We start from the raw sequence: 20,434 nt of genomic DNA, 5'->3' as shown, positions 1-20,434 counted from the left end.
GCCTCGCCCGCGAGGCGCGCCCGCCGTCTTCCGCGTCTCACGGTGACTCATCCCCAGGCCGGGGAGGGTCGCCTCCGAAGAGGGGCTCCGCGGGATCGGCGTCCGCCGCGAGGATGCGCGCCACCATCTGATTGAGACAAGAAGGGTCAAGTGCATCGGTATTGGACAAACTGGCATCGGTCAGATCGATGATTTCGGTCTCGACGTCGCGCGAAAATTGCGCCATCGCGGCCCTTTCCCCTTCCGTTCGACCCGTCGAACATCATCACCGACGACCGCAGCCGTGGCTACTCTCTTCCCTGCTCAAAAACCTTGGCTTTCATGTCTACGATGGCCGTGTGCTGAGTTTTATGGAGCGGTCATGACCGAGATGCGGCGCAGACCTCAGGTGTGGGGCCGGATTCCTCCCCGCAACAAGGACTTCACCGGCCGCGAGGATCTTCTTGAGCGGCTACGCCAGGGCGTCAGCGGCAGCGTCACGGCGGTGCTGCCGACCGCGCTCCACGGGCTCGGTGGGGTAGGGAAGACGCAAATCGCCGCAGAATATGCGCATAGGTATAAATCGGACTATGACCTCGTCTGGTGGGTGCCGTCCGACCAGCCGATGCTGATCGCCTCCTCGATCGCCCGGCTCGCGCCCCACCTCGACCTGCCCAAGGCCAACGAGATCGGCGTCGCCGAGTCGGCCGAGGCGGTCGTCGAGGCGCTGCGCAGGGGCGAGCCCTACGACCGGTGGCTGCTCATCTTCGACAACGCCCACGCGCCGGAGTCGATCATGCAGTACGTCCCCGACGGGCCCGGGGGCATCCTGATCACCTCGCGCAACTTCGCCTGGGACGGCGTCGTCAGCACCCTCACCGTCGACGTGTTCTCCCGCGAGGAGAGCCGGCGGTTCCTCGACCGGCGCGTGCCCGGCATCGGCGGCACCGAGGCGGACGCACTGGCCGAGGCGCTCGGCGACCTGCCGCTCGCGCTCGACCAGGCGGGCGCCATGCAGTCCGAGACGGGCATGCCGGTGCGCGAATACCTGACGCTGCTGCGCGACCAGACCGGCAAGCTGCTCGCCGAGGGCAGGCCGATGGAGTACGACGTCCCGCTGACGGCGACGTGGGCCCTGTCGGTGACCACCCTGCGCGAGGAGCAGCCGGACGCGGTGGAGTTGCTCCACCTGCTGGCCTTCTTCGGCTCCGACCCGATCCCGCGAGACGTCTTCAGCACCAGCCGCGGCACCGTCGAACCCCCGCTGTCCGGCATTCTCGACGACCCGCTCAGGTTCAGCAGGGGCGTGGGTGCGCTGGGCCGCTACGCGCTCGTGCAGATCGACAGGGAGAACCAGACCCTGCTGGTGCACCGCCTCGTGCAGGCACTGCTCAGGGAGGACGTCAGCGAGAGCGAGCGCGACCGGTTCAGGCTGAACGTCCAGCGGCTCCTGGCGGCGGCGGTGCCCGGCCCGCCTGACGACACCGCCACCTGGCCGACCTTCGCGCGGCTGATGCCCCACCTGGAGCCGTCGGAGATCGCCCGGTCCGCCGATCCGGCCGTCCGGCGGCCGATGCACGACATGGTCCGCTACCTCTACCAGTCGGGAAACGCCCCCGGCGCGCTCTCCCTGGCCAAGGCGTGCCTGGAGGCGTGGGAGGCCGACCCCTCGTCCGACGCGCGCGACCTGTGCACGATGAAGCGGCACCTGAGTGTCTCGCTCCGCTTCGTGGGCGAGTACGAAGAGGCCTTCAGGGTGGGCTCGCAGGCGCTCCAGGACGCCGAGACCGCCCTCGGCGCCGACGACGAGGAGACGCTGCGGCTGACCAACAACCACTGCACGGACCTGCGCGCCATGGGGCGCTTCTCGGAGTCGTTCGCGCTCGCCACCTCCGCCGCGCAGCGCCACCGCGACGTGTTCGGCGACGACAACGAACGCACCCTCAGGATGCACACCAGCCTGGCCCTCGACCTGACGCTCACCAGCCAGTACGAAGAGGCCGAGCGCCTGCTCAAGCATGTCTACGGCGCGCTGCGCGACCTCTACGGCACGCCCAACCACCCGACCGCCCAGATCGTCATGAACAACCTCGTACGCGTCATCAGGCTCCGCGGCGACTACGCCGAGGCGCGCGAGCTCGGCGAGGACGTCTACGCGGTGGGCGTGAGCACCCTGGGCGCCGACCACCCGACGACGCTGCGGGCCGCCAGCGACCTCGCCGTGGCCATGCGCAAGGCGGAGTCGGGCAGTCCCGAGGTCCTGCACTACGCCGAGGATCTGGTCCATCGCTACCGGCGTCTCATGGGCGACCGCCATCCCGACAAGCTCGCCGCCGAGATGGCCCTCGTCAACGCCTACCGTGAGGCCAGGCGAATCGACGAGGCCATGCCGATCGCCGAGCTGACCACGCTGGCCTACGCGCACGTCTACGGCACCGACCATCCCTACGCCCACGGCTGCCGGGGCAACCTGGCGCTGCTGATGCGGCTGGCGGGCGAGCATGCCAAGGCCCACGACCTGCACGAGTTCATCGTCACCCGGCTGAGCGAGCTGCTCGGCCCCACCCACCACTACACGCTGACCGCCGTGCTCGGCCTGGCCGGCGACCGCGCGGCGCTGGGCAAGCTGGACCGGGCCGTGGACACCGGAGAGCGGGCGCTCGACGAACTGCGGCGGTTGCTCGGCCCGGACCACCCGATGACGCTGGGCTGCATGGCCAACCTCGCGCTCGACCTGTCGGACCTCGGCAGGGCCGACGACGCGCGAGCCATGCGCGCCGAGGCGCTGGAGGGGATCCGGCGACGGCTGGGCGACGGGCACCCCGCGCACCAGGCGGTCGTGAACGGCGGACGGCTCGACTTCGACTTCGACCCGCCGCCGATCTAGCGGACGGGGTCAGACCCGCGCCTCGCCGCCGGCCCGGCCGAAGTCCCGCCGGTGCTGGTCGGCGGCCTGGCGCGCGAGCTCGGCGGCGCGGGCGGGCACCTCCTCGTCGTCGAAGGCGCGGAGGGTCGCCATCATGCCTTCCATGAACCGGCGCCCGACCGGGGTCAGCGCCGAGCTGTCGTAGATCACCCGCGCGGTCGAGGCGGCGGCCGCGCGCCAGCGGGCGAACTCGGCGTGCGCGGTGAGGCTGTCGTCCACCTGCCGCTGCCGCCGCCAGAAGCCCGCGACGCCGAGGTGGGCGTACGTGCCGTGCAGCAGACCGCTGATCGGCCGCGGGTCGTGGCGCCACGGCGCGTAGTAGCGCGCGCCGGGATCCACCGCGATCAGGTCGACCAGATGGAGAAGCATGGTGAGCTTGGCGTGCTGCACCTCGTGCACCAGTGTCGCGGCCAGGTTGGGCGCGCTCGACGGACGGGCCAGCGCGACGCAGCCGAAGGTCGTGCGCGACGTGCCGCTGGCCGGCCATCCCCCTCCCGCGATCGGCGCCATGACCGAGATCATCGTGCCGATCTCGTCGGCGGACCGCGCGTGGCCCGCCCGCAGGATCTCCCAGGCCTCCTGGAGCACCTCGCGCCAGGCGGCGACCTCGGCCGCGGTGAGCCGCCCGGCCAGCCGGCCCTCCCGCGGAAACCGGTAGGGGTCGAGGTCGTCCAGCACGAGATGGAGGTCGCCCAGCGGGTGACGCGCGGTGAGGCGCCGCAGCCCGAGCCATCCCCCGCCGTCGCGGGCGGGGTCGGCGGGGATCTCGACCCGGGACCGGGAGGAGGTGATCGCGCCGCCCTCCGGGGTGATCTCGATCGAGCAATCCGCGCCGCCGATCGAGGCGCGGCCCAGCGAGGGGAACATGAGCTCGCCCGGGCGCGCGGTCACGCGGGTCTCGAAGGGCACCCGCGCCCGGAGCGCCGCGACGGCCGCCAGAACGGCCGGCCGGCTGGGCTGCGGAATGGGGTCGCGGTCGCGTAAGGCGCGGGATGCGGCCAGCGCCCACGCGCCGACGGCGGGGTAACGCAGAAGGCGATCGACCTGCCGGGGAGCCGTCTCGTGCATGCGGGCCAGCGCTTCGAAAGCGTCGCCGATCGCCTCGGCGCCGGCCGCTGCCTTGACGAGCACGAGATTGCGGTCGCGGGCCGCGTCGGCCAGAAACCGGCCGGCCGCGGCACCCCCGTGACCGGCGGCGAGGGCCTCGAACATGTGGTGCGGAATCACGAGACGATTCACGAATATCTGCCCCGTTCGATCGTGCGCGTGGAAAAAGGATCGCCCCGGAAACTGTCCGTGGACAACTATGCCATGGGAAAGAGCGCCATTCATGAGGCGGCCGCCGGAAATCGGAACCACGCCTAACAATGATCTCAACAGTCACGACTGTGGCGGGAAAAGCGCGCGCGGATCCGGGTCTCAGGCCAGCAGGCTCGCGGGCACGGCGTGGGCCAGGGTCCGGTAGCCCGCCGGGGAGAGGTGCAGGTGGTCGCCGGCGTCGCAGGCCCGGAGCAGCCTGCGCGGGTGGGCCGGGTCGCGCACCGCCCGGTCGAAGTCGATCACCGCGTCGAACACGTCACCGGTGCGGATCCACGCGTTGACCGCCTGCCTGACGGCCTCGCGGCGGCCCCGCGAATCGTCGTAGGGATGGCCGCCCAGAGGCGTGAGCGTGGCGCCGTACACGAGGATGTCGTGCGCGTGCGCGCGCACGGCGATCTGCTCGTAGGCGGCGACCAGGTCGGCGGCGACGCTCTCCTGGGCGTCGACGTCGGCGGTCCCGAGGTCGTTGACCCCCTCGAACACGATCAGCCACCTGACCCCGCCCAGCGCGAGCACGTCGCGGTCCAGCCGGGCCAGCGCGCTCGGGCCGAGTCCGTCGTTGAGCACCCGGTTGCCCCCGGCCGCCTGGTTGGCGATCGCGAAGCCGCCCAGCCGGTCGAAGAGCTGGTCGGGCCAGCGGTCGTTGTGGTCGGTCGTCGATCCTCTGCCGTCGGTGAGCGAGTCGCCGAGGAGGGCGAGCAGCGGCGCCGGCGCCTCCGCCTCGACGCCGCTCAGGAAGTACCAGTGCTCCACCGGCGTCGCGCCGGCCAGGTCCGCGCTCCCGGTCTGGTCGCCTCCGGCCAGGTGGGAGGTGGTACGGGAGCCGGGATGCGAGGTGACGTCCTCCGGCACCCGCCCGTCGGCGAGGTGGAGGCTCACCGTCAGCACCGCGCCCGCGGCCAGGGGGAGGTCCACCGGATCGGACACCACCTGCGCGCCGGCGGGCACGACCGCCGAGGGCCGGCCGTGGAACGTCACCGCCCGGATGGTCTCTGGCACGACCGCGCTCTCCCCTGCCCGCCCGCCCGCGGGCAGCGCGACCGTGACCCGGGTGAGGGGCAGCGGCGTCCCGCCGAACGCGTTGGAGAACCGCAGCCGCAGCCGCTCGCCGCCGATCGACACCCGCACGGTCTGCCGCAGGGTGCTGCGGGCCATGACCGGCCCGCGCCCGGCGTACGGGGCGGGCGGGAGGTTCTCCGGTTCGGTGAGCTGCGGCGCCGACGTCCACGTGTGCACCCAGCGCCCCACGCGCTCCCCCGAAAGTTTCGCCCGCCGAATGATGATTTTTCAGCCTACGGCAGGCGTTTGACTCCACGCTCGGCGATCACGCAGACTGGCCCGTACCGGACAGTATTGTCCGGTATTGCGGATCCGGAGGAGAGCTGGATGAGCGACCAGTGGGACTACCTCGTGGACGTCCTCGTCGCGGGCACGGGCGCGGCCGGGCTGACCGCCGCCGTCACCGCCGCCGACCAGGGCCTGGACGTGCTGGTGGTGGAGAGCACCGCGAAGTGGGGCGGCACCACGTCCATTTCCGGGGGCGGGCTGTGGATGCCGGCGAACCCGCTGATGATCCGGGACGGCGTCCGGGACTCCACCAAGGAGGCCCTGGAGTACATGGACGACGTCATCGGGGACGCGGGACCGGCCTCGTCGCCGGAGCGCAGGATGGCGTTCCTCCGCACCGGCCCCGAGGTCGTGCGGTTCCTCGGCCGCAAGGGGGTCCGCTGGCGCAGGTCGCCCGACTACCCCGACTACTACCCGGACCGGCCGGGCGGCAAGGTGGGCCGCTCGCTGGAGGTCGCCGCCTTCGACACCAGGCTGCTCGGCGACTGGTACGCCTCCTCCCGCGCCCGGGACGGCGTCCCGCTCCCCCTCATGACGGACGACGTGTGGCTGCTGACGCGCGCCTGGTCCACCGTCAGCGGGTTCGTGCGCGGCGCGCGGTTCGTGTTCCGGTCGCTCGGCGCGTACGCGAGCGGTAAGCGGCCGGTCGGCCTCGGCGGCGCGCTGGTGTGCTCGCTCATGCACATCGTCCGTACGCAGCAGACGCCGGTCTGGCTCTCGGCCCCGGTCGTCGAGCTGGTCGTGGAGGACGGCGAGGTGACCGGCGCCGTCGTCGAGAAGGACGGCCGGCGGCGCAGGGTGCGCGCCCGGCGCGGCGTGGTGCTGGGCGGCGGCGGCTTCGCGCGGAACCGGGAGTGGCGGGAGAAGCACCACGGCCTGCCCGGCTACTCCTCATCGCCGGAGGGCGACCTGGGCACCGCCATCGACGCGGGCGCGCGGGCGGGCGGCGCGCTGGCGCTCATGGACGACGCCTGGTGGGGCGCGAGCGTGCTCGGCACCGGGGGCGACGCCCACTTCATGGTCGCCGAGCGGTCCATGCCCTTCGGGCTCATGGTGGACGCGCGCGGTGACCGCTTCGCCAACGAGTCGGAGTCGTACGTCGACCTGGGGCACCACATGCTCCGGCACGACGTGCCTGGGCCGATGTGGCTGATCACCGAGGCCCGCCACGCGCGGCGCTACCTGAACACCTCCCTGCTCGGCCACAAGAAGGAGTGGACGCGGGCCGGCATCCTCTTCGAAGCCGCGTCGCTGGAGACGCTGGCCAGGAAGATCGACGTGGCGCCGGAGCGGCTGCTCGCGACCGTCGAGCGGTTCAACGGCTTCGCCCGCACCGGCGTGGACGAGGACTTCGGGCGCGGCCGGACCGTCTACGACAACTACTACGGCGACCCCCGGGTCAAGCCGAACCCGAACCTGGGGCCGCTGGAGAAGGGGCCGTTCCGGGCCGTCCGGGTGCATCCCGGCGACCTGGGCACCAAGGGCGGGCTGCTCACCGACGAGCACGCGCGCGTGCTGCGCGAGGACGGCTCGGTCGTCACGGGCCTGTACGCGGCGGGCAACACGACGGCGTCGGTCATGGGGCGCACGTATCCGGGGCCCGGCTCGACCATCGGGCCTGCCGTCGTCTTCGGCTATCTCGCGTCGCGGCACGCCGCCACGCGGTGACGCTCAGGGCTCGACGCCCCGGCGCAGCAGGGCCCACATCCGCTCGGCCGTCGCGGGCCGCTCCGGCGCCGGGACCTTGGAGAGCAGCAGGGCGAGCATGCCGACGGCCAGGATGAGGTCGCCGGCCGTCACGCCGTCGCGGACCCGGCCGGCCTCCCGCGCCGCCGGGAGCCGGGCCGCCAGCAGCTCGGCGACGCGCTCGCGCAGCTCCAGGATGCGCTCGTCGGGCTGCGGCGGCACGGTCACCATGGCGACGAACGCGGTGGAGGCGATGGCCTGCTCGGTGATCAGGGCGAGCAGGTCGTCGAGCGTGGCGCCGGGGCGGGCGGCGAGCGCTTCGAGCTCGGCCACGCTGTCTTCGAACACGGCCAGAGCGAGGCTGACCCGGTCGGGGAAGTGGCGGTAGAGGCTGCCCTGCCCGACACCGGCCGCGCGGGCGACCATGCTCAGCGGCGCGTCGTAGCCGGCCCCGGCGAAGACCTCGCGGGCCGCCGCGATGAGCGCCGCGCGGTTCTCCGCCGCGGCGCTCGGTCCGCGATTCGGTCGACGCTCGGCAGGCATGGCGGCTATCGTAGCAACCGGACAATATTGTCCGGTCTGGCCGCCCAGCGAGAGGACGACCTCTGTGACCACCTTCGACGACCGCGTCGCCCTCGTCACCGGCGCGGGCTCAGGAATCGGCAAGGCCATGGCCCTGGCCTTCGCCGCCGCCGGAGGCCGCGTCGTCGTCTGCGACATCGACGAGGACCGCGCCGCCCGGACGGCCGCGGAGATCCACGCCGCGAGCGGCGCCCCCTCGAAAACCGGCGACCACCCGTCCGGAAAGACCGGCGCACCGGACGCGACACCCGACAACGGGGCGAACGGCGAGGCGGTCGGTGGGGCGGTCGCCGGGCCGAACGGCGGGGTCGGCGAGCCGAACGGCGGGGCGGTCAGCGGGCCGGTCGGCGGGCCGAACGGTGGAGCGGTCGGCGGGCCGAACGGTGGAGCGGTCGGCGGGCCGAACCGTGGAGCGGTCGGCGGGCCGAACCGTGGAGCGGTCGGCGGGCCGAACCGTGGAGCGGTCGGCGGGCCGAACGGTGGAGCGGTCGGCGGGCCGGACGGTGGAGCGGTCGGCGGGGCGAACGGCGGGGGCGGCGGTGGGGTCGCGGTGGCGGTGGCGGCCGATGTTGGTGACGAGAGGGCGGTCGCCGCGCTCGTGGAGAGCGCGATCAGCGCGTACGGGCGGATCGACGCGCTCTTCAACAATGCCGGGATCATCGACGACATGGCGCTGCCCGCCGACATCTCACCGGAGCTGTGGGACCGGGTGCTGCGGGTCAACCTGACCGGCACCTTCCTGGTGACCCGCGCGGTGCTGCCGCACATGCTGCGCGCGGGCCGCGGCGCGATCGTCAACACCGCGTCGGAGGCCGGCGTGCGCGGCGGCGCGGCGGGTGCCGCCTACACCGCGTCCAAGCACGGCGTCGTCGGCATGACCCGCAGCGTGGCCTGGGCGTACGCCAAGGACGGCATCCGCTGCAACGCCATCCTGCCCGGCGCCACCCTGGCGGGCATCGCCGACGGCGCCACCTTCGACCCGACCGGCGCCGCCCGCCTGAGCCCCGTGCTCGCGCTCGGCGACCAGCTCGCCCGGCCGGAGCAGATGGCCGACGCCGCGCTCTTCCTCGCCTCGGACGCGGCCTCGTTCGTCAACGGCGCGATCGTGCCGGTGGACGGCGGCTGGTCCGCCGGCTGATCAGGCGCCCGGCGACGTCAGCTCGGCGGGGACGTCAGCTCGGCGGGGACGAGCCGCACCACGAACGGCTCCGCCCGGGCCCGCGCGGATTCGATCCGGCGCACCAGCTGCCGGACCGCCATCTCGCCGAGCCGGTCCGGCGCGCTCTCGACGTACGCGTACGGCAGCGCGAAGGTCTCGGCGAACTCCGCGGAGTAGCGCCCGACGACCGACAGGCCCTCCAGCCCGCGCGCCCGCGTGACGGAGGGCAGCGCGGCGGCGGCCGCCTCGTTGTCGAGCAGCAGCCCGGTCGCCCCGGGACGGGCGTCGAGCAGGGCGCCGAGCATCCGCTCCGCGGCGGGCCTGCGCGACTCCCCGTACACCGCGTGCAGCCGGACGCCGAGCCGGCGTGCCCGCTCCAGCGCGGCGTCGCGCAGCCGCCACACGTAGGCGCCGCCGCGCTCGACCACGTGCTCCGGCTGCGAGACCAGGATCAGCTCGCGGTGCCCGAGGCCGTGCAGACGGTCGACCATGACCCGTCCGGCCTGCTCGAAGTCCAGGTCGAACACGTCCACGCCGGAACAGTCGCCGGGCAGCCCGACCAGCGCGCCGGGCTGCGGCGCGGCCCGCAGGACCGGGAGCCGGGGGTCGTCGTGCGCGACGTTCAGCAGCACCACGCCGTCGACCATCCGCGACTCGGTGATCCGCCGCAGCGCCCCGGCCCCGTCGGGCTCGGTGACCAGCAGGGTGTCGTAGCCGAGGTCGCGGGCGGTGTCGGTGACGCCGAGGATGTACTGCGTCATCGCGGGCGCGAACTCGTCGGCGTGGAACCGGGCGAGCAGGCCGAGCACCATCGTCTGGGAGGTGGCGAGCGCGCGGGCGCCGGCGTTGGGCGTGTAGCCGAGCGCCTCGGCGGCCTCCAGCACCCGCCTGCGCGCCCCTTCGGAGATGGACCGCTTGCCGGACAGGGCGTAGGAGGCCGTGCTGCGGCTGACTCCGGCCGCGGCCGCCACGTCACCGATCGTCGCCATTCTCGTCTCCATAATCGAACCGGTTCGATTCTCTGCCGACCCATTGACGCGCAGCGCGCGGCTACGTAATCTACGCGAAACTTCCGTCGCCCGGCGAACGATTCCCGACTTGAGATGTCAGCGCTCACACAAATAAGGACCCCTGTGCCGGCCCTCATGAGGGCCGGGTTACTCCCGGAGCTTCCACGCGAACAACTTCTGGGAGCTGACGGTGCCGGTGGAGCTGAGGAAGGGGACGAACACGGTGCGGTTCGCGGCGCAGGAGCTGCCGAACTTCGACGGCGAGACGTACGCGTCGGACACCTTCCCCGGGGTCCTGCTGCGCTCCCGCCACGCCCCGATCATCGACAAGATCACCATCGCCCCGTACAGCGAACGCCGCTGACGCTTTCGATGGCATACGGGTGAGATGCCCGGCTCTGTCATGGGTACGACAGGGCCGGGAGGTGGCGTGGATGCGCGCGTTGCGGTTGCCGGCCTGGAAGTCCGAGCCCGAACTGGTGGAGGTGCCCGATCCCGTGCCGGGGCCGGGGCAGGTGGTGGTCAAGGTGGGCGGAGCCGGCGCCTGCCACTCCGACCTGCACCTGATGCGCGACTTCACGGGCGGCCTGCCCTGGGAGCCGCCCTTCACTCTCGGCCACGAGAACGCGGGCTGGGTGCACGCGGTCGGCGCGGGCGTCACCGGCGTGGAGCCGGGACTGCCGGTGGCCGTCTACGGGCCGTGGGGCTGCGGGGTCTGCGACCGCTGCCGGCTCGGCGTCGAGAACTACTGCGAGAACCCGGCGGGCGCGCCGGTGCCCGGGGGCGGCGGCGGGCTCGGGCTCGACGGCGGCATGGCCGACCTGTTGCTCGTGCCCGACGCCCGGCTCCTGGTGCCGCTGCCCGACGGGCTCGACCCGGTGGCGGCGGCCCCGCTGACCGACGCCGCGCTGACGCCGTACCACGCGGTGCGCCGGTCGTGGGCGAAGCTGCCGCCGGGCAGCACGGCCGTGGTGATCGGGGTCGGCGGCCTCGGCCACATGGCGGTGCAGATCCTCAAGGCGACGACGGCCGCCCGGGTGATCGCCGTCGACACCCGCGAGCAGGCCCGCGCCAGCGCGCTGCGGCACGGCGCCGACCAGGCGGTCGCGCCGGGTGAGCGGGCGGCGGCGGAGATCCGCGAGGCCACCGGCGGCCGGGGCGCGGACGTGGTCGTCGACTGCGTGGGCGCGCAGGAGACGCTGGCCCTGGCGGGCGCGGTCGCGCGGATGCTCGGTGATGTGACCATCGTCGGCATCGCCGGGGGCGCGCTGCCGGTGACGTTCGGCTCGCCGCCGTACGAGGTGTCGGTGCAGTCGACGTACTGGGGCACCAGGCCGGAGCTGATCGAGGTGCTGGACCTCGCGGCCCGCGGGCTGATCACCGCGGAGGTGACCACGTTCCCGCTGGAGCGGGCCGTGGAGGCGTATCACCGGCTGGAGAACGGCGAGATCTCCGGCCGCGCCGTCATCACCCCCGCCTGAGCGTCACGGCCGGCCGCCGCCGTGGGTGAGATGACCCTTGCTCACGATCCCGGTGCGGTGATATCCGTGTGCTCAGACGCCGAGACAGGAGCCGAGTCAGGTGATGGACGACGCCCGCAAGATCAGGCGCACCGACGCCTCCGGGACCTGCCCGGTCACCCGGGCCGCCGACGGCACCTGGCAGGTGCGCGGATACGCCGAGGCGCGGGCCGTGCTGCGCGCCGACGCCACCGTGCAGGCCGGGCTGGGCGTCGAGACGGTGGACAAGGCCCCGGCCGGGATCCGCCGGCCCGTCCTCTACCGCGACGGCCCCGAACACCGCGAGCACCGGCGGCAGACCGCGCGCTACTTCACGCCGCGTCGCGTGGACGAGCACTACCGCGAGCTGATCGCGGACATGGCCGACCGCGCGCTCGCCCGGTTGCGTACGGACGGCTCGGCGCAGTTGTCCGACCTGAGCTTCGGCATGGCGATCGGCGTGGCCAGCGCGGTCATCGGCCTCACCGAGAGCAGGCCGGGCATCCGCCGCAGGCTGGAGCGCTTCTTCCCGGAGAAGTTCGGCAGGCCCGGCTTCACCAGCCTGAGCGGGATCTACTGGATGGGACGGCAGATCTACAGCTGGGGCAGCATCTACCTGGCCGACGTCCGCCCCGCGGTCCGGCCGCGCCGCCGGGAGCCGCGCGACGACCTCATCTCCCACCTGATCGCCGAAGGGTGCACCGACGCCGAGATCCTCGGCGAGTGCCTGACGTTCGCCGCGGCGGGGATGGTGACGACGCGGGAGTTCATCTGCGTCGCCGCGTGGCAGTTGTTCACCGACGAGGCGCTGCTCGACCGGTACCTCAAGGCCGAGGAGCCGGAGCGGCTGGCCGTGCTGCACGAGCTGCTGCGGCTCGACCCCGCGGTGGCGCGGCTGCGGCGGCGCACCACGGCGGACCTCGAACTCCCCGGGCAGGTCACCGTTCCCGCGGGCGAGGTGGTCGAGCTGCTCGTCGACGAGGTGAACGCGGACCCCCGGGCGGTGGGCTCCCAGCCTCTGTCCGCGTGCCCAGGCCGGGCCCTCGACGCGGGCGCCGGGCCGGCGGTGCTCTCCTTCGGCGACGGCCCGCACCGGTGTCCCGGCGCGGGCATCGCCATCCTGGAGACCGACATGTTCCTCACCCGGCTCTTCGCGCTGCCGGGCATCCGGATGGCGACGGCGCCCAGGGTCGGCTTCAAGGACGAGATCGGCGGCTACGAGATCCGCGGCCTCACCGTCACCACCGGCTGATCACGTAGCTCCGGCCCCCGACAGCCTCCCAGGTCAGGGTGTCTCCGGCGCGGCGCGGCGCGATCCCTCCGCCCCGATCGTCGCGGAGCCGATGCGACGCGGTCTCCCGGTCTCCGTCGTCGCGGAGCCGATGCGCGGCCTCACCTTCGTGGACGTGGCAGTGGTTCGCGATGGATGTCCTGACCGTGAGGGGGCCGGTGCGGCCCGGGCGTACGGTGATGGTCTCGGCGACGCCGTCACGCCACGAGACGTCCACGGTCACGTCGCCCCGGGCGCGCAGCCCCGACACCGAGCCGTCCTTCCACACGGCGGGCAGCGCGGGCAGCACGTGCACCTCGCCGCGGTGGCTCTGCACCAGCATCTCGGCGATGCCGGCGGTCGCGCCGAAGTTGCCGTCGATCTGGAACGGCGGATGGGTGTCCCACAGGTTGTCCAGCGTCGAGGTCCTCAGCTGCTCGGCGAGCATCCGGTGGGCACGGTCGCCGTCCAGCAGCCGCGCCCAGAAGCTGATCTTCCAGGCCTTGCTCCAGCCGGTGCCGCCGTCGCCGCGCGCCTCCAGCGACACTGCCGCCGCCTCCGCCTCCGGCGTGCCGGCCGCGATCCGGTCGCCGGGGTGCAGCGCGTACAGGTGGGAGACGTGCCGGTGGGTGTCGGTCCTGGAGTCCAGGTCCTCCTTCCACTCCTGCAACTGCCCCCAGGACCCGATCCGGATCCCCGGGTCGAGCCTGCCGAGCGCCGCCTCCGCCGCCGCCCGGAACTCCTCGTCCACGCCGAGCGCCGCCGCCGCGGCCAGCGCGCTTTCGAGCACCTCCCGTACGATCTGCTGCGACATCGCGGCCCCGGCGGAGAAGTCGCCGTGCTCGGGTGAGTAGCTGGGCGAGACGACGAGCAGGCCGTCGTGCGGGTCGGTGTGCAGGAAGTCCAGCCAGAACTCGGCCGCCCCCTTGATCACCGGATAGGCGGTCTCCCGCAGATACTCCAGGTCCCCGGTGAACCGGTAGCCGTCGTAGAGGTGCCGCGCCGTCCACGCCGCCGCCTCGGGGAACCAGAAGGCGGTCGGCCAGTCGTGCACGCCGGTGAAGCCGAACGGGTTCGTCTCGTTGCCCACCACCCAGCCGCGGGCGCCGTACATATCCCTCGCCGTCCTGCGCCCCGGCTCCACCAGGGCCCGGACGAACCTGTCGTACGGGACGGCCGTCTCGTGCAGGTTGGCCGGTTCCGCGGGCCAGTAGTTCATCTGCAGGTTGATGTTGACGTGGTAGTCGCCCGACCAGGGCGGGCTGGTCGACGCGTTCCACACGCCCTGCAGGTTCGCGGGCAGGATGTCGTTCTCCCGCGAGCACGCGATCAGCAGATAGCGGCCGTAGGCGAACATCAGCGCCTCCACCGCGCGCTCGTCCGGACCGTCGCCGCCCGTGTAACCCCGCAACAACCGGGCAGTGGGCACCGGCCCCCCGAACCCGGACCGCACCGGACCTGCGGGCCCCCTTCCGGGACCACCCCGTTCCAGACCAGCGGACCCGCCGGTCTCACCCTTTCCGGGACCGCTCTCCGGCGCGGACTGCCCGAGGTCGAGCCGCACCCGGTCGAACAGCGCGCGGTGGTCGGCCACGTGGGCGGCCCTGAGCGCGTCGTAGCCCAGCGCGGCGGCCGCGTCCACGGCGGCGGTGACCCGGGCATGCGGGTCCTCGCCCCGGTAGCGCGGGTAGGTGTCGGCGTAGTCGGTCCCCGCCGACAGGACGAAGACCGCGCTGTCGGCCCCGGTGACCGTGATCGTCTCCCCCGTGTCCGTACGGGTGCCGCCCGCGACGATGACCTGGACCTGGGCCTCGAAGACCAGCCCGTTGTCCGCGAGCCGTCCCCGGACGGTGAGCCGGCCGCCCTCGGCGGTGACGGTCTTGTCGTCCCGGGGCGAGGTGTGGCGCAGCGTGAACGAGACCGCGCCACCCCGGTCGGCGGAGACGCGCCCGGCGATCACGTTGCCGGGGTTGGCGGCGAAGTACTCGCGGGTGTGCGTGACGCCCCCGGCGGTGTAGCGCACCCGCGCCACGGCCTCACTGAGGCTGAGCTCACGGCGGTAACCTCCGGCGCCGCCGGGCGCGCCGAAGTCCAGGTGGAGGTCGCCGAAGGTCTGGTACGCCCCGAACCCGGTCTTGGGCTGCCCCAGCAGGGCAGCCACGTCCTCGGCCGGCACCCTGCCCTCCCGGTCGATCCGCCGCCGGACCTCCGCCAAGGCGTCCGGACGCGGCGTCCTCCAGTCGCCGAAGTCGTAGCCGTCGTGGCCGGGACCCCCGGTCCACAGCGTCTTCTCGTTGAACTGGATCCGCTCGGTGACCACGCCGCCGAAGACCATGGCGCCCAGCGGCCCGTTGCCGATGGGCAGTGCCTGGGTCTCCCAGTCGACGGCGGGCTCCTCGTACCAGAGCGTCAGTTCGTCGGGCATGGCGGCCATTGTCCCGCGATCTCACCGGATATGGCCCTCTATGCTGCCGATCATGAGCATCTCTCTCAGCGACGCTGCCCGGAGCATCCTCAGCGCCCCCAACCTCGGCGTTCTCGCCACCCTCAACCCCGATGGCAGTCCGCAGACCTCGGTCGTCTGGGTCGGCACCGACGGCGACGACGTGGTCATCTCCTCCCAGGCCGGCAGGCGCAAGGTGGTGAACCTGGAGCGGGACCCACGGGTCAGCCTCAGCGTGTTCGACCTTGCGGACCCCGACAGGTACGTCGAGGTGCGAGGGGTCGCGACGGTCACCGAGGACGAGGGAAGGCGGCTGGCGGTGCGGCTGGCGGAGGAGTACGAGGGCGAAGGAGCCGGCGAGGAGTACCTCCGGCTGCCCCCGGAAAAGGTGCGCGTGACGATCCGCATCACGCCGCGGCGGGTGGTGGGGAACGCGGCGTGACGCGCCGGCGTCTCACGCCCGGCCGGAGCACCCGGACGACGGGTTCGAGCAGTCCCCCGCCGGCCCCTTGGCGAACCTGGTCAGCAGGTTGAGCGTGGCGCGGCGGGTGAAGGCGGAGGCCGCCCGGGTCACGCCGTGGCCGCAGGCCGCGCCCTTCATGCCGCACACCCAGCGCATCGTGCCGGAGGCGAACACCCCGGCGCCGCTGGGGGCGACGTAGTAGGTGGTGTGGCTCACCGTGGCCCGGCCGCCGCAGTCGACGGGCGACTCGGCCAGCACCTCGATGTCGTCCGGTGAGCCTGGCGACACCTTGTCGGTCTCCACGCCGGCCAGCCCGGGGAAGCTCCTGCCCCGGGTCCCCTCGAAGATCCAGTGGCCCGGCTTGCTCACCCGGTAGGTCGCCTCGGCCGGGAAACAGTCGTACATCTGCCCGACCAGCCCGCTCTCCGGCTCCGACCCCCGCCAGAGCGGGCACCGGGTCTCCTTGTCGCACATGACCGTCCTGCCGTGCAGCCCGATCCGCCAGTAGACGGCGTTGGCCCCGAGGAAGGCCAGGTTCGCGCCCGCGTCACGGGCCCGCGTGACGACCTTCCGCATCGTCGGCGACCAGTACTCGTCGTGCCCCAGCGACACCACGGCCCGCGCGCCGCCCAACGCGCCGGGCCGCAGGTCGAGGCTGGTCAGATAGGCCAGCGGCACTCCGCTCCGCTCGGCCAGCCGGATGGCGTTCCACTCGAAGTCCAGGAAGAGCCGGGCACCCGAGCCGTCGTACGGACGATCGAAGGTGACCTTGCGTGACCGGTCGTCGAATCCGCCGGGGCCGCTGTAGAGGCTGCGTCCTCCCCACAGGTTGTACGCCTGCCAGGTGGTCACGGCGTTGACGATCACGACCCGGCCCTCGGCCGAGGCCGACCGCACGGTGATCGGCACGTAGCGCTGGCCGCCCGTCGAGGCGTCCAGCCGCACCAAATAGGCGCCCTCGGCCCAGCCGGTGGTGTCGACGGTGAGCGAGGGCTTCCAGTGAGCGGCGGTCACCATGCCCTCGACGGTCCGCGGCGGCGGCTGCCGGGTCCCGGCGACCGGCGTGGAGCGCCAGACCCTCACCGGCCGGGCGCCCATCCGGAACGCCGACGCGGTGAAACGCGGCGCGGTCGTGGAGACGAGCAGCCGGAACCGCTCCCCCGGCAGCACGCTGACCCGGTCGGCGTACCCCTCGATCTCGTGCTCGCCGCCGCGTTCGGTGATGCGCCACGGCGCGGGCGGCGCCTGCGCGGGCGCGGCGCGTTCGGAGGCTCCGGCGGACACCGAGGCGGGCCCGGGGGCGACCGGCGCGGTGGCGGCGCAGCCGGCGGTGAGCAGGACCAGGACGGCGAGGACATGACGCACGGTCACCCATGCTCACGCCCGCCCCCGGGCGGGCGCCCGCCTTTGGCGAAGTACTTACCCTCAGCCGTCGGCGGCCGGTCTGAGCAGGCCGATCTCGTACGCCGCCGCCACCGCCGCCGCCCGGTCCTTCACCTGGAGCTTGGCGAAGACGTGGAGCAGATGCGTCTTGACCGTCGCCTCGGTGATGAAGAGCTTCCCGGCGATGTCGCGATTGGTCGCGCCCCGGGCGATCAGCTTGAGCACCTCGAGTTCGCGGCGGCTCAGCGTGCGCGGCGCCTCCGGCGCGCGGTCCTTCGCCGTCAGCACACCGGCCACCGTCGGAGACAGCACGGTTTCGCCTCGGGAGGCCGCCAGCACGGCACGGCGCAGGTCGGCGCGGGGCGTGTCCTTGAGGAGATAGCCGGTGGCGCCCTGCTCGATCGCCGGCAGGACGTCGGCGTCGTCGTCGAACGTGGTCAGGACCAGCACGTGGATGCCGGGCGTCTGCTCGCGGAGCCGGCGGATGACCTCCACGCCGCTCATCCTCGGCATGCGCAGGTCCAGGAGCACGACGTCGGGGTCCGTACGCAGGGCCACCGCGAGGGCCTCGGGACCGTCGGCCGCCTCGCCGACGACCTCGAAGCCGGCGTCGGCGGCGAAGATGCCGCGCAGGCCGTCGCGGACGATCGGGTGGTCGTCCACGATGATCAAACGGATCGGCGGCATGGCCTCACGGTCCCGGGTCGGGGTCGGCGGGGATGGCCGGGACGGTGGCGGAGACGCCGGTGCCCTGGCCGGGGGCGGACTCGATCGCGAAGCTCCCGGCCAGGCGGGTGACGCGCTGGCGCATCGCGACGAGGCCGAAGCCCTCGCCGTGGGACGCGGCCGCCGGGGCGAAGCCGGCGCCGTCGTCGCGGACGTCCAGCGCCACCACGTCGTCCATGTACGAGAGCGTGAGGCCGACCCGCCCGGCCGAGGCGTGCTTGGCCACGTTGGCCAGCGCCTCCTGCGCCACCCGCAGCAGGGCCGTCTCCACCTCCGCGTGCAGCGGCCGGGGGTCGCCGGTGATCGACACGGCGGCGGGCACGCCGGTGTTCCGCGACCAGGTCGCCGCGAGCCTCTCCAGAACGGTCGCCAGCTCGCCCTCGTGCTGGAGCGACGCCGGGCGCAGCGCCTGCACCGAGCGGCGGGCCTCGGTCAGGCTCTCCCTGGCCATGGCCTGAACCGTGTCCAGGCGGGCACGGGCCGGAGGCGGCACGTCCCCGACGGCCTCCAGCTGGGTGAGGATGGCGGTCAGGCCCTGCGCGACGGTGTCGTGGATCTCCCGGGCCATCCGCTGCCGCTCCTCCAGCACGCCGGCCTCGCGGGCCCGGGTCAGCAGCTGGGCCTGGAGGTTCGCGTTGTCGTCGGCGAGCGCGACCAGTTTGGCGCTCGTCTCCCGCAACTCCGCGATCATCACCTTGCGCTGGTCGTTCTGGTCGGAGATGGCCTTGATGACCAGGCCGACGGTGGAGGCGGCCAGCACCCCGACGACGAAGGAGCCGAGCAGCTCGACCGGGGTGCGCCCGAGCTGCGGGCGGGCGGCGATCAGCACGCCGACCGTCACGGCCACCCCGCCGTACGCCCACAACCCCGGCAGCAGGGCGAAACACTGGACGAACGCCCCCAGTCCCGTCACCGTGAACACGTTGTCGATCCTGACCAGGACCCCGATGACGGCGAGCAGGACGGCGAAGTAGGCGATCAGCACCACGGGGCGGGCGATCCAGCCAGGGTGGGAGGTCACCATCAGCCAGTGCCAGGCCACCGCGAACAGCGCCAGGACCAGCACCTCCAGCCGCCACTCCCGCAGCAGGGCGAAGAGCGCGGGAAGCAGGACCAGCAGGTAGGGCAGCGCGGCCTGGACCCGGTCCCAGCGCGTCAGGCCCGGGTCGGTCGTCACCATCGGAACGTCCTGAGGGCGAGGCCGCCCGCGACGATCGAGATCGCGACCATGACGCCCAGCGTAAGCGGTGAGGTGGCACCGCCCGCCCAGCCGTCGCGGACCGCCTGGACCGCCGGAGCCATGGGGAGGAGATCGCCGATCGCGCGCATCGAGCCGGACATGGTCTCCCGGGGGATCATGGCGCCGGACAGGAACACCATCGGGAAGAACACGGCCAGCCCGATCACGGTCGCGGCGCGGCCGGTGGGGACGAGCGCGCCGAGGAGGAGCCCTATGGAGCCCAGGCTGAGCGCGCCCAGCAGCCACGCCACCAGGACGCCCACGACGTTCGCCGGCGCGGTCAGCCCGAACGCGACCAGGCCGATGACGATCAGCAGCGCCGAGCCGAGCACCGCCAGCAGCATGTGCGCCGCCCACTGTGCCCCGAACAGCATGGCGCGGGAGGCGGGGGTCGCGCGCAGCCGCTTCAGGACCCGGCGCTCCCGGTAGTGGGCCAGCGTGGCGGGGAGCACGACCAGCGCGGCCAGGCCGATGACGAACACGGTCAGCATCGGCACGGTGGCGTCGATCAGCGGCGTCCCGCCCCGCAAGGGCTTGTTGCCGCCCCGCAGCTTGACCCAGAGCATGATCGCTGGGAAGACGAGCGCGAAAAAGGCCGACATCGGGTCACGGACGATCAGCTTGAGCTCGACGGCGACGACGTTCGCGAGGCCTTTCATGCCATTTCCCTTTCGGTCAGGGCGAAGTACGCGTTCTCCAGGGAGTCGGCTCCCGCCTCGGCGATCAGCTCCCGCGGGCTGCCCTCGGCGACGACGCGGCCGCGGTCGACGATGGCGAGGCGGTCGCACAGCGCCTCGGCCTCGTCCATGAAGTGGGTGACCAGCACGACGGTGACGCCGCGCCCGCGCATCTCGCGGATGAGGCCCCACGTGGTGCGGCGGGCGGCGGGGTCAAGGCCGGTGGTGAGCTCGTCGAGGAAGACGACCTCGGGGTTGCCGACCAGGGCCAGCGCGATGAACAGGCGCTGCTTCCAGCCGCCGGACAGGTTCCCGAAGCGGGCCCGTCTCCGGTCCGCGAGCCCCCATTCGTCCATGACCGCCCGCCAGTCGGCCGGCTTGTCGTAGAAGGAGGCGTACATCCTCAACGCCTCGCCTACCTTGATGGCGTCGGGGAGGGCCGCCTCCTGCAGCTGGGCGCCGATGCGCTGGAGGAGCGCGCGGCGGTCGTCGTACGGGTCCAGGCCGAGCACGCGCAGGGTGCCGCCGTCCGGCCGGCGCAGCCCGGAGGCGCACTCCACGAGCGTGGTCTTGCCCGCGCCGTTGGGGCCGGCGATGCCGAAGATCTCGCCGCGCCGCACGGTCAGGGTGACGCCGTCGACCGCCTTGCCCGCCTTGTAGCTCTTGCTCAGCTCGTTGATCTCGATGATCGCTGTCATGCTTCGAGCCTCGCCGCCGGGCGCCG

The 20,434-nt window shown here is 73.1% G+C and carries 18 protein-coding genes; 7 read left to right on the top strand and 11 right to left on the bottom strand.

The window, feature by feature from the left end:
- Nucleotides 1-37: 37 nt before the first annotated feature.
- A complete protein-coding gene (locus AB0K05_RS11865) occupies nt 38-226 on the bottom strand; it encodes a hypothetical protein (RefSeq protein ID WP_148033202.1) in 189 nt (62 codons plus the stop codon).
- Between the two features lie 135 nt (nt 227-361).
- Between AB0K05_RS11865 and fxsT the strand changes: the two genes are divergently transcribed.
- Nucleotides 362-2,866, top strand: a complete 2,505-nt coding sequence (gene fxsT / locus AB0K05_RS11860; RefSeq protein ID WP_148033203.1) for an FxSxx-COOH system tetratricopeptide repeat protein — start codon at nt 362-364, stop codon at nt 2,864-2,866.
- A gap of 9 nt (nt 2,867-2,875) precedes the next feature.
- Here fxsT and AB0K05_RS11855 read toward each other — a convergent pair whose 3' ends face one another.
- Together AB0K05_RS11855 and AB0K05_RS11850 are read right to left on the bottom strand one after the other, a co-directional pair.
- Nucleotides 2,876-4,144, bottom strand: coding sequence for an HEXXH motif-containing putative peptide modification protein (locus AB0K05_RS11855; RefSeq protein ID WP_364228687.1), 1,269 nt, complete (start codon nt 4,142-4,144; stop codon nt 2,876-2,878).
- A gap of 180 nt (nt 4,145-4,324) precedes the next feature.
- On the bottom strand, nt 4,325-5,461 hold the full coding sequence (locus AB0K05_RS11850) for an SGNH/GDSL hydrolase family protein (protein ID WP_364228685.1): 1,137 nt from the start codon (nt 5,459-5,461) through the stop codon (nt 4,325-4,327).
- Between the two features lie 150 nt (nt 5,462-5,611).
- Between AB0K05_RS11850 and AB0K05_RS11845 the strand changes: the two genes are divergently transcribed.
- Nucleotides 5,612-7,240 carry an FAD-dependent oxidoreductase gene (locus AB0K05_RS11845; protein WP_364228683.1) on the top strand — a complete coding sequence of 543 codons (1,629 nt, stop codon included), beginning with the start codon at nt 5,612-5,614 and terminating at the stop codon, nt 7,238-7,240.
- A 3-nt stretch (nt 7,241-7,243) separates the two neighbouring features.
- On the opposite strand, the gene AB0K05_RS11840 is transcribed toward AB0K05_RS11845, so the two are convergent.
- Entirely contained in the window at nt 7,244-7,801 is a 558-nt protein-coding gene (locus tag AB0K05_RS11840; RefSeq protein WP_219545244.1) for a TetR/AcrR family transcriptional regulator, read from the bottom strand.
- Nucleotides 7,802-7,865: 64 nt separating this feature from the next.
- On the opposite strand from AB0K05_RS11840, the gene AB0K05_RS11835 reads away from it, so the two are divergent.
- Nucleotides 7,866-8,978, top strand: a complete 1,113-nt coding sequence (locus tag AB0K05_RS11835; protein ID WP_364228681.1) for an SDR family oxidoreductase — start codon at nt 7,866-7,868, stop codon at nt 8,976-8,978.
- Nucleotides 8,979-8,995: 17 nt separating this feature from the next.
- On the opposite strand, the gene AB0K05_RS11830 is transcribed toward AB0K05_RS11835, so the two are convergent.
- Complete coding sequence (locus AB0K05_RS11830) at nt 8,996-9,988, bottom strand: LacI family DNA-binding transcriptional regulator (RefSeq protein ID WP_364228679.1); 993 nt, start codon at nt 9,986-9,988, stop codon at nt 8,996-8,998.
- Between the two features lie 211 nt (nt 9,989-10,199).
- On the opposite strand from AB0K05_RS11830, the gene AB0K05_RS11825 reads away from it, so the two are divergent.
- From AB0K05_RS11825 to AB0K05_RS11815, 3 genes are all read left to right on the top strand, one after another.
- Nucleotides 10,200-10,373, top strand: a complete 174-nt coding sequence (locus tag AB0K05_RS11825) for a hypothetical protein (protein WP_364228677.1) — start codon at nt 10,200-10,202, stop codon at nt 10,371-10,373.
- Between the two features lie 70 nt (nt 10,374-10,443).
- Entirely contained in the window at nt 10,444-11,490 is a 1,047-nt protein-coding gene (locus AB0K05_RS11820) for an NAD(P)-dependent alcohol dehydrogenase (RefSeq protein ID WP_364228675.1), read from the top strand.
- Nucleotides 11,491-11,593: 103 nt separating this feature from the next.
- Nucleotides 11,594-12,760: a cytochrome P450 gene (locus AB0K05_RS11815; RefSeq protein WP_271277006.1), complete on the top strand. Its 1,167-nt coding sequence runs from the start codon at nt 11,594-11,596 to the stop codon at nt 12,758-12,760.
- Here the strand turns inward: AB0K05_RS11815 and AB0K05_RS11810 are convergent.
- Complete coding sequence (locus AB0K05_RS11810) at nt 12,747-15,203, bottom strand: glycoside hydrolase family 95 protein (protein ID WP_364228673.1); 2,457 nt, start codon at nt 15,201-15,203, stop codon at nt 12,747-12,749. The genes AB0K05_RS11815 and AB0K05_RS11810 overlap by 14 nt on opposite strands.
- A gap of 52 nt (nt 15,204-15,255) precedes the next feature.
- On the opposite strand from AB0K05_RS11810, the gene AB0K05_RS11805 reads away from it, so the two are divergent.
- A complete protein-coding gene (locus AB0K05_RS11805) occupies nt 15,256-15,663 on the top strand; it encodes a PPOX class F420-dependent oxidoreductase (protein WP_148033210.1) in 408 nt (135 codons plus the stop codon).
- A 12-nt stretch (nt 15,664-15,675) separates the two neighbouring features.
- Here the strand turns inward: AB0K05_RS11805 and AB0K05_RS11800 are convergent, their stop codons facing one another.
- The 5 genes from AB0K05_RS11800 to AB0K05_RS11780 are packed head-to-tail and all read right to left on the bottom strand — an operon-like array spanning nt 15,676 to nt 20,408.
- Complete coding sequence (locus tag AB0K05_RS11800) at nt 15,676-17,055, bottom strand: N,N-dimethylformamidase beta subunit family domain-containing protein (protein ID WP_364228671.1); 1,380 nt, start codon at nt 17,053-17,055, stop codon at nt 15,676-15,678.
- 54 nt (nt 17,056-17,109) lie between these two features.
- Nucleotides 17,110-17,754, bottom strand: coding sequence for a response regulator transcription factor (locus AB0K05_RS11795; protein ID WP_148033211.1), 645 nt, complete (start codon nt 17,752-17,754; stop codon nt 17,110-17,112).
- A gap of 4 nt (nt 17,755-17,758) precedes the next feature.
- Nucleotides 17,759-18,973, bottom strand: a complete 1,215-nt coding sequence (locus tag AB0K05_RS11790; protein WP_364228668.1) for a sensor histidine kinase — start codon at nt 18,971-18,973, stop codon at nt 17,759-17,761.
- Nucleotides 18,967-19,692 carry an ABC transporter permease gene (locus tag AB0K05_RS11785; protein ID WP_271276990.1) on the bottom strand — a complete coding sequence of 242 codons (726 nt, stop codon included), beginning with the start codon at nt 19,690-19,692 and terminating at the stop codon, nt 18,967-18,969. The genes AB0K05_RS11790 and AB0K05_RS11785 overlap by 7 nt, the downstream gene beginning before the upstream one ends.
- Complete coding sequence (locus tag AB0K05_RS11780) at nt 19,689-20,408, bottom strand: ABC transporter ATP-binding protein (RefSeq protein ID WP_271276989.1); 720 nt, start codon at nt 20,406-20,408, stop codon at nt 19,689-19,691. Before AB0K05_RS11780 ends, AB0K05_RS11785 begins: the two co-directional genes overlap by 4 nt.
- Nucleotides 20,409-20,434: the final 26 nt, after the last annotated feature.

It is taken from the genome of Nonomuraea sp. NPDC049486 (assembly GCF_040676925.1).
In the GTDB taxonomy this organism is placed as follows: domain Bacteria; phylum Actinomycetota; class Actinomycetes; order Streptosporangiales; family Streptosporangiaceae; genus Nonomuraea; species Nonomuraea ferruginea.
The sequence above is the reverse complement of the archived record's forward strand: the minus strand, read 5'-3'. Positions and strand labels throughout refer to the sequence as shown.